We start from the raw sequence: 13,898 nt of genomic DNA, 5'->3' as shown, positions 1-13,898 counted from the left end.
ACCCGACAGCTCCAGCCTTACACGCTCGCGGGCTCCCTACAGCTGCCCGCGGCTGCGGAGCAGGCCGAGGCTCACCAGGCCCGCCGGAAGCAGCAGCCACAGCGTCACCAGCCGGAACAACGCCACCGCCGGCAACGCCACGGTGAGCGGGGTGCCGGTCGCCGTCAACGCGGCGACGAGCGCCGCGTCGACCGAGCCGAGTCCACCAGGCACCGGGACGATGTTGCCCGCCGTACTTCCGAGCAGGAGAACGCCCGCCGCCGTCAGCAACGCCAGCGACCCACCGAACGCATGCACGGACGACCACAGCGCGAGGATGAGCCCGCCCGAGACGCAGACCGCGCCGGCGACGCTCACGACCGCCCGCCGCGGCTCGCCCGCCATCGCCCGCAGCGACCGGGACAGCTCACCCAGCAGCATCCGGACCCGAGCCTCCGCCAGGGGAGACCTGCGTACGACGAGGACGACGGCACCCGCGGCCACCGCTGTCCCGGCCACCGCGGCGAGCGCGATCCACAGGCCGTCGGCGCTCAACAGTTCGGCCTCGGCACCGGCCGCGATGGCAACGGGCGGGAGCAACAACAGCGCCAGCAGCAGTTGTACGGACTGCGCGACCGACACGGCGCCGAGCGAGGCCGTCCCACTCACGCCGGCCCGCCGGAGGTACTGCACGTTGACGGCGGCGGCACCCACCGCTGCCGGCGACACGATGCGCAGCAGCGACCCGGCGACCTGTGCGGCGAACGTCGGCCAGAACCGCAACCGGGTCGGGCTCGCGCCGGAGAGGTTCCATGCGTTGCCGGCGAGCGTGAGCCCCATGCCGGCGACGGCGAGCAGCGCCCAGCCGAGGTGCAGGTTCGCGCGCCACAGCCCGGGGTCGAAGGCGTCCCGGTTCTCGTACGCGAGCCAGCCGACAAGGCCGACCACGGCGGCGAGGACGAGTACATGGCGGCCACGCCACGACAGCCGGAAGTCACGGTCGCGACGTGCCCCACGCCCGTCGCGACGTGCGACCTCCGCTGTGGTTCTCGATCCGCGCCCGGTGCGGTTCTTCGCCACGGGCGGAGTCGATGCGTGTCGGGAGCGGGGATTCGCCAGAGCAGGCGCATGGGTGGTCCCGGCAGACGTTTCCAGCCGAGCCGTCACCTCAGGAGCCAGGCTCATCAGTTGTCACCTCCCGCGATCGCACGCGTCCACCATTCCGACCGGTTCACCTGACGCGACCGGTTCACCTGACCCGACCGGTCCACCTGATGCGACCGGTCCACCTGACCCCGCCAACGCAGCTGACCCGACCGGCGCGACCGGCGCCGACCGCCGACGCAAGGCGGTCTTGACAGCCTTCCCACACTTGAGGGCGATCAAGACGCCGACAACGAGGAGTACGCCGTAGCCGAACAGACCGAGCGAGCCGTTCACCCGCGCGAGCTGGCTGCCCGCCAACGCGCCGGCACCGGCGTACACGAGCGACCAGATGACCGCCGCGGCACCGCACCAGCGCAGGAACCGTCCGATCGGATAGCCGAGCGTTCCCGCGACGACCGGCAGCATCGCGTGGACCACCGGCGTGAACCTGGCGGTCACGATCGCGCGTCCACCCCAACGGTCCAGCGCGCGGCCGGTACGGATCCAGCGGCGTTCGCCGAGGCGCTGGCCGAGCCGGCTGTGCCGGAGACGCGTCCCGTAGCGGCGGCCCAACGCGTAGCCGGTCGCCTCCCCCACGAGGGCACCGGCGATGCCGGCGACGACCACCGCCACGAACTCGCCGGGCGTCGTCACGGTGGCGCCGGCGACGAGGAGTACGACGTCCCCGGGAACCAGCAGCCCGACGAACAGCGACGTCTCGAGCGAGACCGCCAGGACGGTGAGCGCGACGAGCACGCCAGGATGCAGTGCGGTCACCATGGCATGGAGATCGGCGAGGGTCCCCGTCACCGACATGCGTACCCCCAGAACTCTCCTGCGAACGGCATGGATCCACCGTGCCGTCCGGGACCCTCCACGCACATCGGGGAAGGGCCCGCGCCCACCCTGGCAAGCCCCTCAGGGTCGGCCAGGGTCGTCGTGCGGTCGGGCTCGGCCCCGGTCACCTGTCAGAGGTATGTCGCCATAGATGACGAGATACCTTCGACAAGTCCGCAGGCACCCGGCGCTTGGCCTGGAGCTCTACGGTGGAGTGGGCTCTACCGTGGAAGGGATGGCCAGAATGGCTGCCGAGCCGGTCACGCTCGCAGAAGCTCTCCGCACCCTCGCTGACGACGCGCTGGTGCGGTTGTTCCGCGCCCGACCGGATCTCGTCACCCCGTTGCCGTCGGACATCGTGGCGCTCGCGGCCAGGGCGACGACCAGGAGTTCGCTGGCACGGGCGCTGGACCGTCTCGACCGGCGCGAGCTCGCGGTCGTGGAGGCCGTGGTGGTCGCCGCGCCACAGGTCTCCAGGGCCGCCCTTCGGACACTTCTCGACCTCCCGAACGAACAACTGGACGCGACCCTGGCCCGGCTGCGTTCCCTTGCCCTCGTCTGGGGCCCCGACGACGCGTTGGACGTGGCCGCCGTCGTCCCCGATCTGCTCGGCCCGCACCCCGCCGGCCTCGGACCGCCGGCGGACGACCCGCGCCTCGCCGACAGCGCACACCTGGCCGCACTTCTCGACGAGGCCGGCGCGGAGGCGCGATCCGTCGCCGAACGCCTGGCCGCCGGGCCACCCATCGGGCTGGTGTCCGACGCCAACCGGACCGTCACGGTCGAGTCCGCCCGCAGCCCGGTCGAGCAGCTCCTCGCCCGCGGCCTCCTCGTCGCCCGCGACGCCCGGACCGTGACGCTGCCCCGGGAGGTCGGCCTCCACCTCCGCGGCGGCCGGCTTCTCCCGGCCGGCGAGCTCGATCCGCCCGCGCTGGCGGGGACCGCCCGCGACCAGGCGCTCGTCGACCGGACCGCCGCCGGTACCACGCTGGACGTCGTACGCCTGGTCGAGCAGCTCCTCGACGCGTGGGGTGCCGAGCCTCCGACGATCCTGCGCGCGGGCGGTGTGGGCGTACGCGACCTGCGCCGTACCGCCTCGGGTCTCGACGTCGACGAGCCCACCGCGGCACTGGTGATCGAGACCGCGTTCGCCGCCGGACTCGTCGCCGTCGGCGACGACGACGGCTGGCTTCCCACCCCCGCCTACGACACCTGGCTCGCGCTTGAACCCGCCGACCGCTGGGCCAGGATCGCGGGCGCCTGGCTGTACTCGACCCGGGTGCCGGGGCTCGTCGGGAGCCGCGACGACCGCGACAAGCTCCTGCCGGCGTTGGCACTGGACGTCGAACGCAGCGTCGCCCCGGACGTCCGCCAGCTGGTACTCCAGGTTCTCGCGGAGGCGCCGGCGAACACCGCGCCGGACGCCGAGGCGGTCGCGGCCCGGGCGCAGTGGTTGCGGCCCCGGCGGATGACCGCGTTCGTCCGCCAGCTCCTCGACTGGACCCTCACCGAGGCCGCCGTCCTGGGCGTCACCGGCCTCGGTGCCCTCGCCGCCCACGGCGCCGCCCTGCGTGAGAGCGAGAAGGCCGCCGCCGCAACGCTCCTACCGCTGCTCCCCGAACCCGTCGACCACGTACTCCTGCAGGCCGACCTCACCGCCGTCGCCCCCGGCCCGCTGCGGCCCGAGCTGGCCCGCGCCCTGGCGAGCATGGCCGATGCCGAGTCCCACGGAGGTGCCACCGTCTACCGGTTCAGTGCGGAGTCGGTCCGTCGCGCCCTCGACGGGGGTCGGACGGCGGCGGAGCTGCACGACCTGGTGTCCCGCCACTCGGCCACGCCGGTGCCGCAGCCGCTGTCGTACCTCATCGACGACATAGCCCGCCGGCACGGCCACCTCCGGGCGGGCACCGCGACGGCGTACCTCCGCTGCGACGACCCGGCCGCGCTCGACGCGCTGCTGGCCGACCGCCGGACCACACCCCTCGGCCTGCGCCGGATCGCACCGACCGTGGTCATCGGCCGGCAGCCGGTGAAGGTGATCGTCGACGAGCTGCGGGCCCTTGGGTATTCGCCGGTCGCCGAAACCCCGGAGGGCGCGCTGGTGCTCACCGGTACGCGGGCCGGGAGGACCGCCGAGGCGCCGGCACGGGCGGGCACGACAGGTCCGCGAGAACCCGAACCGGACGTGCTGATGGCCGCCGTACGCGCCGTCCGGGCCGGCGATCGGGCCCGGGCCAGCCGGCCCGCCGGGGCCGCAGTGGGGCAACTCCGGCGTACCGCCTCGGCCGAAGCTGTCGAGGTTCTTCGGGCCGCTCTGGCGGGTGGATGGTCGGTCTGGATGGGGTACGTAGACCAGCAGGGGGGTGCCCGCGACCGCATCGTTGACCCGGTTCGGATCGACGGGGGCTGGCTCACGGCGTATGACCATGCGGCGGGAGAGGCACGGACTTTCGCCCTGCATCGGATCACTGGCGCCGCGCCGGTCGACTAGGGGGGTTTTCGGGTCCCGCTAGGGTGACCCCGGGGTGAGGGGGATCGACCAGGGGAGGGCTCGCCACCGATGTTCGCCCGCAGGAAGGTACGCCGCACGACGTCAGCCAGGACGAAGACGTCCGGGACGAAAAGGCCGAGGACCACGAAACGCCGTACCCAGACACTCACCGACCACCAGCTCCAAACCCGCCGCCGCAGGATCCGGCGTGCGAGTGTGGCTCTGATCTCGACGTTCATTCTCGGATTCGGACTTCTCGCCGACTGGTACGGGCTGTGGCTGCCTACCGAGGCCCTGGTCGGAGTACCGACCGCCATGGACCGGAAGGTCGAGCAGGGTCCTGACGTCACCGCGCCGGCCGACGACGCGCCGGTGTCGAGGAACAAGGATCGGGGGCCGTTCCCGGTATCGACCAGTCCTGCCGCCCCGAGCACCGCCACGCCGCCGTCGGCTTCGTCCACGCCAAGGGCACGGCCGCCGAAGGCGGTGACCATCGTCACCAAGGGCTCCGGCGACTTCGGCGTCGCGGCCGGAGGTACCGGACGGACCGGTTCTGGCCCGCTGATCAAGTACCAGGTCGATGTCGAGAGGGACCTTCCGTACCCTCCCGCCGAGATCGCGACGACCGTCGACAAGATCCTCGGCGACCCGCGCAGCTGGGCGGCCGCCGGATGGGCGACCTTCCAGCGCGTCGACAGCGGTCCGGTCGACCTGCACATCCTGCTGGCGACGCCCGCGACGGTGGACCGGCTCTGCGCGCCGCTGCAGACCAACGGCGAACTGTCCTGCCGCACCGGGGACCGGGTCGTGATCAACGCGAAGCGCTGGGCGTTCGGTGCGGAGGCGTTCGGCAAGGACGTGGTGAACTACCGCAACTACGTCGTCAACCACGAGGTCGGACACCGGCTGAGCAAGGGGCACGTGGACTGCGCGGGGGCCGGGCAACCGGCGCCGGTCATGATGCAGCAGACCAAGGGTGTCGGCAGCTGCAAGGCCAACCCGTGGCCCCTCGGCTCCGAACTCGCCCGCGACTGACACCGCACACCGACCACCAAGCACCGATCACGTGCGGCGGTCACGTCATCGAGGGCCCAAGGCGAGCGCGGGGAGGTCGGCGAGCGACGGGAGTACGTAGGTCGGCGGCGGTTCGGCGCTCCCGGCCGCCGCCTCGTCGGTGACACCGGTCAGCACCAGCGCGGTGTCGAGTCCGCCCCGGTGACCCAGCTCGACGTCGGTCTCCAGCCGGTCGCCGACGACGAGCACCTGGTCGGCGGCGAGCCCGAGGCAGTCGAGCGCCGCGGCCAGCATCAGCGGTGACGGCTTGCCCATCACCGCCTCCACCTCGCGACGGGTGCTGGTCTCGAGTGCCGCGATGATGCCGCCGGCGTCAGGTACCTCACCGCCGTCCACCGGGCACGTCCGGTCCGGGTTGGTCGCGACGAACCGCGCACCCGCCCGCAGCGCCCGGAACGCCTCCAGCCACGTCTCGTACCGGAAGGTCCGGTCGAACGACGCCACCACCAGCTCCGCCTCGCCACCCCGCTCGACGACCTTCGCCCCGGCGGCGCGAAGCTCGTCGCGCAGGCTGGTCTCGCCGAGGAGGAGGACCCGCGCGCCCGGCATCTGCGTACGCAGCCAGGACGCCATCACCCCACCCGAGGTGACGACGGACTCGCGTCCGGTCGGGACGCCGAGCCCGGTCAGGCGTTCGGCGTAGGACTCGGCGGTACGCAACGGATTGTTGGACACGAACGCCACCCGTACGCCTGCCGCGCGGAGGGCGTTCAACGCGTCGACCGCACCGGGCAACGGCCGCCCGGACAGGTAGACGGTGCCGTCGAGGTCGCAGATGATCCCGGCGTAGCCGGCAGCGCGCCGACCGTCCTGGTGGACGCTCATCACAGATACCTCAACCAGAGATAGGGCAGGGCGAGTACGACGGTCACAGCGGCCACCACCGAACCGTACTTCGTGAACTCCCAGAAGCTGATGGGGTACCCGTTGCGCCGGGCGATCCCGATGACGACCACGTTGGCGCTCGCGCCGACCGCGGTCGCGTTGCCGCCGAGGTCGGCGCCGAGCGCGAGCGCCCACCACAGCACGGTCTGCCCGGCGAGCGGACCGTCAGGCGCGACCAGCTGCGCCACCACGGGGCTCATCGTCGCGACGTACGGAATGTTGTCGACGAGGGCGGACAGCACCGCCGACCCGAACAGCACCACGACGACGGCGAGTCCGGCCTCCCCGCGTACCGTTCCCGCCAGCCAGTGCGCCATCGCGTCGATGACGCCGACCTTCACCAGCGCTCCCACCATGACGAACAACCCCATGAAGAAGACGAGCGTCTCCCACTCCACCTCCTCCAGGTAGGACCCGGCGCTGAGCCTGCTCACCACGACCAGCACGCCCGCCCCCAGCAGCGCCACGATGGACGGCTCGACGTGCAGGGTCGAGTGGAGGACGAATCCCGCGAGCACGGCCGCCAGGACGATCAGGCTGCGCCGCAGCAGGCGTACGTCATTGATCGCTTCCCGCTCGTCCAGATCCATCACCTCGGCCACCTGACGCGGATCGGCCTCGAACTCACGCCGGAACAACACCCGGCACAGCACGACGAACACGACGAGGAGCACCACGATGAGCGGCGCGAGGTGGACGAGGAAGTCGTTGAACGTCAGGCCGCTCCGGCTGGCGATGATGATGTTGGGTGGATCGCCGATGAGGGTGGCGGTGCCGCCGATGTTGGAGGCGAGCACCTCGGCGATGAGGTAGGGCTCTGGGCGTACGCCTATGCGTTGGCAGACGAGCAGGGTCACCGGAGCGATCAGCAGCACCGTCGTGACGTTGTCGAGGAACGCCGAGGCGACTGCGGTGAGCAGGCACAGCAGCACCATCACCCGGAAAGGGTCGCCGTGCGCCCGCTTCGCCGCCCAGATGGCCAGGAACTCGAAGATGCCGGTCTGCCGGAGTACGCCGACGATGATCATCATGCCGAGCAGCAGGAAGATGACGTTCCAGTCGATGCCGGTGTCCTCGGAGTAGAACACGTCGTGGGCGCCGACCACGCCGAACGCCAGCACGAGGCCCGCGCCGCCGAGAGCGGCCGCGAGGCGGGGGATACGTTCGGTGGCGATGAAGACGTACGCCGCCACGAAGACCGCGAGCGCGATCCACGGACTCACGAGGGGACCCGCCTCGGCGGCTCGGCCAGGATGCGGCTCCGCCCTTCGTACCTCCTCATGAGGCGTGGAGGGCCAGCGACAGCAGCCGGGACGCCGTGACGACGCCGAGCACGTGGTCGTCGTCGACGATCGCCACCAGCGGACAGCGCAGGCGCGCCATCAGGGCGGCCAGCTCGAGCACGGTGTCGTCACCGTGGAGGATCGGGAGTTCGGGCAGTCGCTCCGGCAACATGTCACCGACGGTGAGCGGGCTGAGCTGGTTGACGATGCTGTCCGCGGCTTTCTCGCCGAGGACCCGCGCCAATGACGGGTCGTCCTGGATGTACTTCGGGACGACGAACCGCACCACCTGTGAGGCCGGCAGGACCGCGATCGGCCGACCGTCCGGGGTGGTGACGAGCAGGCCGGGCAACCTGTGGTGGCCCAGGAGCTGGGCGGCCTCGAGGGCGTCGGCGTCGCTGGTGACGGATGGGTACTCCTCAACGAGGTCGCGCGCGAGCATGGTCAGACGCTATCGCGACCCGCGGCTCGGCGGGATCGTCCAGCACGGTCGGGTTCGCGGGCGGTCATTTACCGGTCCGCCGGTAGAGAACCGGGTTCATCTCGGTGTCAGGAACCTCGCCAGGTCGCGCACCCGGGAACCACGCTTCGAGGTCGATCTCCTGGTTCCGGTTGGTCGGTTCGCTGATGATCATGTCGGCGTCGATGTAGATGACCGTCATGACCCGGCGTGGGATCTGCGTGGTGTTCGGGCCCGCGTGGTGGAACGTCCAGCCGGAGTGGAAGCTGGCGTCTCCGAGCGCGAACGCCTCCTCCACGAACGGGAACCCCTGCTCGGCAACGGCTCGGCCGATCGCGGCCTCCGACTCGTCACTGATCTCCAGCTCCCGTCCGTAGGAGAAGTGGTGGCTCCGGGCGGCGAACGCGAGCGGTCCCATCTCGAGCGGCGTCTCCTGTAGCGGCAGCCAGAGCGTGCAGCAACGGTCGGTGGAGAGCGGCCAGTAGTACTGGTCCGCGTGCCAGGGCGTGAGGCCGCCGCCGGCTTCCTTGTAGAGCGCCTGGTCGTGGTAGAGACGTACGCCGTCGACGCCCAGCAGGTCCGCCGCGATCTGGGCGAACCGCCGCGCAAATACCAGCTCCCGCACCGCCGCACTCTCCCGCCACAGGTTGGTGACCTGCAGGAACGCCTTCTTGTACGTCGACCGCTCCGCGAGCGGCAGGTGCATCGTGTTGAGCTCGATCACCTTCGCGGTGACCTCTGGCTCGTACGCCTCGACCAGTCCCCGGCTCGCCACGCCGGAGAGCTTGACGAACCCCTGCTCGTCGTAGGCCTTGACGTCGGCCGGATCCACTGCGTACGGCGTGTCCAAGGTGAGCTGCGGTGTGCCCGTCATCGTCGGCTCCCTTCGTCGGCGCGTCGCCACACATGGTGGCATCGCCGGCTCACGATGTCGCGCCGTGTAGCGCCGCGGCCGTCCTGCCCCGCCAACCGGCCCCTTCCCCGTGATCATGATCGTGATCATAAAGATTTGCGGCGTACACGCGACTTTCCCTTCATGATCATGGAACGGACAGGCGGAAGGCGGGAAAGCCCGGAGCTGCCTCCCGGAGGTCCTCATCGGGTGAGTTCTTGTCGAGGTTGTCGAAGAACATCCCGACCTCCCAGCCGAACCGTTTCAGGTAGGCCCGCAGGATCGGGATCTTCTCGCCGTCCGGTAGCTCCTCGGCGCGGACCGGGGTGACCCGCCGGCCGAGGACGAGCTCACCCGAACCGGCTGCGCGGAGATTGCGTACCCACTGGGTGTGCCCGCGCGGCGCGACGAGGTACCTCACACCGTCCACCTCGAGCAGATTGACCAGCGTCGTACGCCATTCGCCAGAGGTCCGGCCACGGACGCGGAGAAGCCGTGAGCCGAACAGGCTGACGCCGTGGCCGGTCAGCCAGCGCGCCGCCCGGTGGACGGAGTTGCCTCCCGGCTTGGGAGCGAGATAGCGGAAGGTCGGCTGGTCACTCATGGGTGCGGCCCTTCAGTCCAGAGGAAAGTGTGAGCAGTGCTCTCGAATGAGGTCAGTGTTCACGCACGCTGAAAGGCTGTCAAGAGCGGTGCTCTCGATTGTGGTCGGCGCTCTCAAAGATGTGGCAGGATGGCTGGCATGCCGAAGGTTCGAACCGCGAGGGAGCGCGCCCGGTCCGAGCTGACCCGCGAGATCAAGGACGAAGCGCGCCGTCAGCTCGCGACACACGGCGCCGAAGCCCTCTCGCTCCGAGCGGTCGCCCGGGAGCTCGGCGTCGTCTCCTCGGCGCTCTACCGTTATTTCCCCAGCCGTGACGACCTGCTGACCGCGCTGATCATCGATGCGTACGACGCCATCGGTCAGCAGGTCGAGGACGCGGACGCGCGGCGGAGGCGAGGCGACTTCCTCGGCCGGTGGCGCGCCTGTTGCCACGCCGTCCGCGACTGGGGGCTTGCCCATCCTCGGGAGTACGCACTGATCTACGGCTCGCCGATCGTCGGCTATCAGGCACCGCGTGACACCGTGGACTCGGCCGCTCGGGTGCCACGCGTCCTGCTCGCGGTCGTCCGCGACTGCGCCGAGGCTGACGCGCTCGAACCGCCGTCCTGGCTGCCGCGGGCCGCGGCGCGACAGGTCGACCAGCTGGTCACCACGGTCGAGGACCTGCAGCTTCGCGGGGTCCCACCGGCAGCGCTTGGCGCCGTCCTGACGGCATGGACCCAGCTCTACGGGATGGTGAGCTTCGAGCTCTTCGGGCACCTCGAGGGGCTGTTCGACGACAAGCGGGCGCTGTTCGAGCACTCGACGGGGCAGCTGGCCCAGCTCATCGGCCTCCGCCCGCGCTCGCGGCGCGGCTGACGAGCTATCCCGGCAATGGAAGAGGCGCCAGTGTGTGCGCCCTGCACCCGCCATGTGCCCGCCAGCCATGCGCGCCTTGCGCGCCCGGCCGGCCGCAGGACTAAGCTGCCGACATGGGACGAGGATCTCGAGCGAAAGTTCGTTGGAACAAGGACCGCGCCAGGCGCAAGCGTCTCCGCGACAAGCGCAAGGCCGAGGAGAAGGGCGTGGCGCGCAAGGGAGCCGCGTAGGTATGACCATCGAGTCCTCCCCGCACCGCCCCGTGGACACCCCCACGTCCGCTGTCCTCGGTCACTTCCCCGGCGGCACCGCCGTCTCGCGCGTACGCATCTACGACTGGCCCACCCTCGACGGCCTGCGCGGTGGGTCCCCACACATCCACCTCGTGTGCACGGAGGGATACATCGTCGCGGCCGGGGTCGGCCGGTTGCAGACGCTCGGTCCTGACGGATATCTCGAGGTTCCCCTCCAGGTCGGCGACGTCGTGTGGTTCACGCCAGGCGTCATCCACCGCGCCGTCAACGACGGCGGACTCGAGGTCCTGGTCGTGATGCAGAACGCCGGACTGCCCGAGGCCGGCGACGCCGTGCTCACCCTGCCGCCGGAGATCCTCGCTGATCCCGAGCGCTACGCCGCCGCCACGGCGCTCGCCGCGCCCGACCGACTCGACGATGCTGACGGGCACGCCGCTCGCCGCCGCCGCGACCTCGCCGTCGAAGGGTTCCTCGCCCTCCGCGAACGCGTCGCCGACGAGGGCCCGGACGCGCTCACCGAGTTCCACGATGCCGCGCACCAACTGGTCCGCCCCCGGCTGGACGCGTGGGAGCGGCGGTGGAGCGACGGCCCACTCGCCGCCGCCCACGAGACCGGCCGCCAACTCGCCGGACTCCGGGGAAGCGATGCCTCCCATCTGCGGGCGGGGGGAGTCCACGCGAAGTCGGCACCCACTGAACGCTGGGGGATGTGCGGCCGGCTGTCGACGTACGATCCACTCGCGCGATAACGTCCAGCTTCGCCCGTTTCGGTCATGACCGGCATCGGTCGCTGCCGCGTATTCTTTTGGCAGGGTCGGCGAGCCGGTCGGGCTGGCCAGTAGGATCCGCCTCCCCGCGGATCCCCCGGACGCCTGGGCCTCGTCGCGACGAGACGAACCCCCGGCGTACGCACACGTGACGGGAGCGAGCAGACCGCGAGAGACGGACCGGACGCGCGGGGACCGACGCAGAGGAGACAGCCGCCGTGAGCCACAGCGAGCTCATCGACACCACCGAGATGTATCTCAAGACCATCTTCGAGCTCGAGGAGGAGGGCATCGTCCCTCTTCGTGCCCGGATCGCTGAGCGGCTCCACCAGTCCGGCCCCACCGTCAGCCAGACCGTGGCCCGGATGGAGCGCGACGGCCTGGTCACGGTCGAGGGTGACCGGCACCTCGAGCTCTCGCCGAAGGGTCGGCAGATGGCCACCCGGGTGATGCGCAAGCACCGGCTCGCCGAACGCCTCCTGGTCGACGTGATCGGGCTCGACTGGGAACTTGCCCACATCGAGGCGTGCCGGTGGGAGCATGTCATCTCCGAGGAGGTCGAACGCCGCCTGGTGGAGATCCTGGGCCAGCCGTTGATCTCCCCGTACGGCAACCCGATCCCCGGACTCGACGAGCTCGGCGGCAAGGGGCCGGTCGAGGATTTCCTCGACGGTGTCGAGCGGCTCAACCGCGTGGTCGCGAGCCTGCGCGGGACCGACGAGGAGGCCAAGGTCCTCATCCGTCGGATCGGCGAGCCCGTCCAGGTGGTACCGGAGCCGATGGAGGTCCTGCACCGGGCGCGGGCACTTCCCGGCAATGTCGTAATCGTGGCGCCGACACCGGCGGGCGCCCTGCTCACCGCCGTCGACGCAACAGAAGGCGGCGGTACCGCGGAGATCTCCGACGATCTCGCCAGCCACATCTTCGTCAAGCGAATCTGAGCCGGCATCGCAGGTGACAGCGGACTGGCCGGGTTATCTCGACGAGTTTCACCAACGCTACGCGGGCTACACCGAACAGGTTCTCAAGAGGTGCACCGCGGGTCGACTCACGCCGTACGCCTGGATCATCCGTCCAGTCGCCGGCCGGGGTCGGCAGGTGCTCGACCTGGCGTGCGGGAGCGGGGCCGTGACGGCGGCCCTCGACGCCGAGTCCGGGCGCGAGGACGTGGGCACCTCGGGGCCGCGGGTGGTGGGTGTCGACCGGTCGATGGCGGAGTTGGCGCTCGCCCACCAACGGCACGGAGCCCGGGTCGTGTGCGCCGACGCCACCGCCCTTCCGTTCGCCCCTGAAAGTTTCGACGCGGCCGTGTGTTCGATGGGCCTGATGGTGGTGCAGCCGCTCGCGGCGACTCTCACCGAATGTGCACGGGTGCTCCGGCCTGGCGGGATGCTCGCGGCGACCGTGGCGTCGGCGGTCCCGTTGCGGCCCAGCGACCTCGTGATCCTCGGCCCGTTGACGGCGCGGCTGCGGACGCCTCCGCAGTTTCCGGGTGGGGGCGAGCTCGCGGGCCTCACCGACGGGTTGGCCGAGGCCGGGTTCGACCTGATGGAGGACGCCCGCGAGCGCTTCGTCTTCCGTGTACACGGTCGCCGCGACGCCGAGTTGCTGTTCCGCGCCCTCTACCTTCCGGACGTCCCTGACGAACGCCGGAATGCTGCCTTGCAGTGGCTTGCCGACCGGGGGAGGAATCGGCCGGACGGGGTGGAGGTCGCCATTCCGATCAGGCGGGTCATCGCACTGCGCCGCTGACCCATCGCACCTCCGGGAGATATCTCGTACGGACGGTTTCTCCCGCGGCCGGGACGACAATGTGTCAGGTGGTCTCAGCGGTGGCACGAGGACGTACGCCCGGACCGGCGGGAAGCGCACGGTAGGCGATGAGCAGGATGACCGCGACGAGCGGTTGGAGAATGTCACTCGGTATCGCGCCGATGTTCGACGGAGCGGTGTTGTCGTGCGCCATCCACTCCATGATGTGGCCGATGGCGTCGCCCCAGTACAGAATCGCGATGGCGACGACCGCAGCGGTCAACCATGAGTCCCGTTTCCAAATGCACATGACGCCGAGCACACCCACCGTGATGTCGGCCCACCCGACTTCCCACTGGAACATGCTCTGGCGATAACCGATACTCGTCGCGATCTGGTCCGATGTCGGCCCGATATGGCTGATACCTCCGACAATTGCCCAGACCCCGCCGCCGACGACGAACCACAGTAGCCACAGCTCGACCATCCGCCGCCTGGTACGACGTGCGGGTTCGCGGTCGAGAAGGGTGTGGAGCAGGGCGCCGACCACCAGTGTCGCCAGGGTGAATGTGAAGAACCACATGCGCCCAAGGCTATGGTCGAGCTTCAGGCAATT

General features: G+C 70.5%; 14 protein-coding genes. 6 read left to right on the top strand and 8 right to left on the bottom strand.

The annotated features are described in order from the left end of the window. Positions 1 to 36 precede the first annotated feature (36 nt). Together ABNF93_RS19985 and ABNF93_RS19980 are read right to left on the bottom strand one after the other, a co-directional pair. Positions 37 to 1,059, bottom strand: coding sequence for a lysylphosphatidylglycerol synthase transmembrane domain-containing protein (locus tag ABNF93_RS19985; RefSeq protein WP_349329621.1), 1,023 nt, complete (start codon positions 1,057 to 1,059; stop codon positions 37 to 39). A gap of 111 nt (positions 1,060 to 1,170) precedes the next feature. Beyond that, positions 1,171 to 1,941: a DedA family protein gene (locus ABNF93_RS19980; RefSeq protein WP_349329620.1), complete on the bottom strand. Its 771-nt coding sequence runs from the start codon at positions 1,939 to 1,941 to the stop codon at positions 1,171 to 1,173. A 265-nt stretch (positions 1,942 to 2,206) separates the two neighbouring features. Here ABNF93_RS19980 and ABNF93_RS19975 point away from each other — a divergent pair, with 265 nt between their 5' ends. Together ABNF93_RS19975 and ABNF93_RS19970 are read left to right on the top strand one after the other, a co-directional pair. Continuing rightward, positions 2,207 to 4,453 carry a helicase-associated domain-containing protein gene (locus ABNF93_RS19975; RefSeq protein WP_349329619.1) on the top strand — a complete coding sequence of 749 codons (2,247 nt, stop codon included), beginning with the start codon at positions 2,207 to 2,209 and terminating at the stop codon, positions 4,451 to 4,453. Positions 4,454 to 4,522: 69 nt separating this feature from the next. Further along, complete coding sequence (locus ABNF93_RS19970; protein WP_349329618.1) at positions 4,523 to 5,488, top strand: DUF3152 domain-containing protein; 966 nt, start codon at positions 4,523 to 4,525, stop codon at positions 5,486 to 5,488. 45 nt (positions 5,489 to 5,533) lie between these two features. Here the strand turns inward: ABNF93_RS19970 and ABNF93_RS19965 are convergent, their stop codons facing one another. From ABNF93_RS19965 to ABNF93_RS19945, 5 genes are all read right to left on the bottom strand, one after another. Then, entirely contained in the window at positions 5,534 to 6,352 is an 819-nt protein-coding gene (locus ABNF93_RS19965; RefSeq protein WP_349329617.1) for an HAD-IIA family hydrolase, read from the bottom strand. Beyond that, positions 6,352 to 7,635, bottom strand: coding sequence for an ArsB/NhaD family transporter (locus ABNF93_RS19960; protein WP_349329616.1), 1,284 nt, complete (start codon positions 7,633 to 7,635; stop codon positions 6,352 to 6,354). The genes ABNF93_RS19965 and ABNF93_RS19960 overlap by 1 nt, the downstream gene beginning before the upstream one ends. A 55-nt stretch (positions 7,636 to 7,690) precedes the next feature. After that, on the bottom strand, positions 7,691 to 8,137 hold the full coding sequence (locus ABNF93_RS19955) for a CBS domain-containing protein (RefSeq protein WP_349329615.1): 447 nt from the start codon (positions 8,135 to 8,137) through the stop codon (positions 7,691 to 7,693). Between the two features lie 64 nt (positions 8,138 to 8,201). Next, positions 8,202 to 9,029: a phytanoyl-CoA dioxygenase family protein gene (locus ABNF93_RS19950; protein WP_349329614.1), complete on the bottom strand. Its 828-nt coding sequence runs from the start codon at positions 9,027 to 9,029 to the stop codon at positions 8,202 to 8,204. Between the two features lie 166 nt (positions 9,030 to 9,195). Then, positions 9,196 to 9,651: a nitroreductase/quinone reductase family protein gene (locus ABNF93_RS19945; RefSeq protein ID WP_349329613.1), complete on the bottom strand. Its 456-nt coding sequence runs from the start codon at positions 9,649 to 9,651 to the stop codon at positions 9,196 to 9,198. Positions 9,652 to 9,789: 138 nt separating this feature from the next. On the opposite strand from ABNF93_RS19945, the gene ABNF93_RS19940 reads away from it, so the two are divergent. The 4 genes from ABNF93_RS19940 to ABNF93_RS19925 all read left to right on the top strand — a co-directional run bounded on the left by ABNF93_RS19940 (position 9,790) and on the right by ABNF93_RS19925 (position 13,282). Further along, complete coding sequence (locus tag ABNF93_RS19940) at positions 9,790 to 10,509, top strand: TetR/AcrR family transcriptional regulator (protein ID WP_349329612.1); 720 nt, start codon at positions 9,790 to 9,792, stop codon at positions 10,507 to 10,509. A 232-nt stretch (positions 10,510 to 10,741) separates the two neighbouring features. Next, positions 10,742 to 11,512, top strand: a complete 771-nt coding sequence (locus ABNF93_RS19935; RefSeq protein ID WP_349329611.1) for a cupin domain-containing protein — start codon at positions 10,742 to 10,744, stop codon at positions 11,510 to 11,512. Positions 11,513 to 11,748: 236 nt separating this feature from the next. Then, positions 11,749 to 12,471 (top strand): iron-dependent transcriptional repressor DtxR, encoded by a 723-nt coding sequence (locus tag ABNF93_RS19930; protein ID WP_349329610.1) that lies wholly within the window; start codon positions 11,749 to 11,751, stop codon positions 12,469 to 12,471. Positions 12,472 to 12,484: 13 nt separating this feature from the next. Further along, complete coding sequence (locus tag ABNF93_RS19925) at positions 12,485 to 13,282, top strand: class I SAM-dependent methyltransferase (RefSeq protein ID WP_349329609.1); 798 nt, start codon at positions 12,485 to 12,487, stop codon at positions 13,280 to 13,282. Positions 13,283 to 13,346: 64 nt separating this feature from the next. On the opposite strand, the gene ABNF93_RS19920 is transcribed toward ABNF93_RS19925, so the two are convergent. After that, positions 13,347 to 13,865, bottom strand: a complete 519-nt coding sequence (locus tag ABNF93_RS19920) for a DUF6790 family protein (RefSeq protein WP_349329608.1) — start codon at positions 13,863 to 13,865, stop codon at positions 13,347 to 13,349. Positions 13,866 to 13,898 lie beyond the last annotated feature (33 nt).

The sequence above is a fragment of the Actinopolymorpha sp. B9G3 genome (assembly GCF_040120725.1).
In the GTDB taxonomy this organism is placed as follows: domain Bacteria; phylum Actinomycetota; class Actinomycetes; order Propionibacteriales; family Actinopolymorphaceae; genus Thermasporomyces.
Note: the sequence above shows the minus strand (reverse complement) of the source record. Positions and strands in the feature narration are given on the sequence as shown.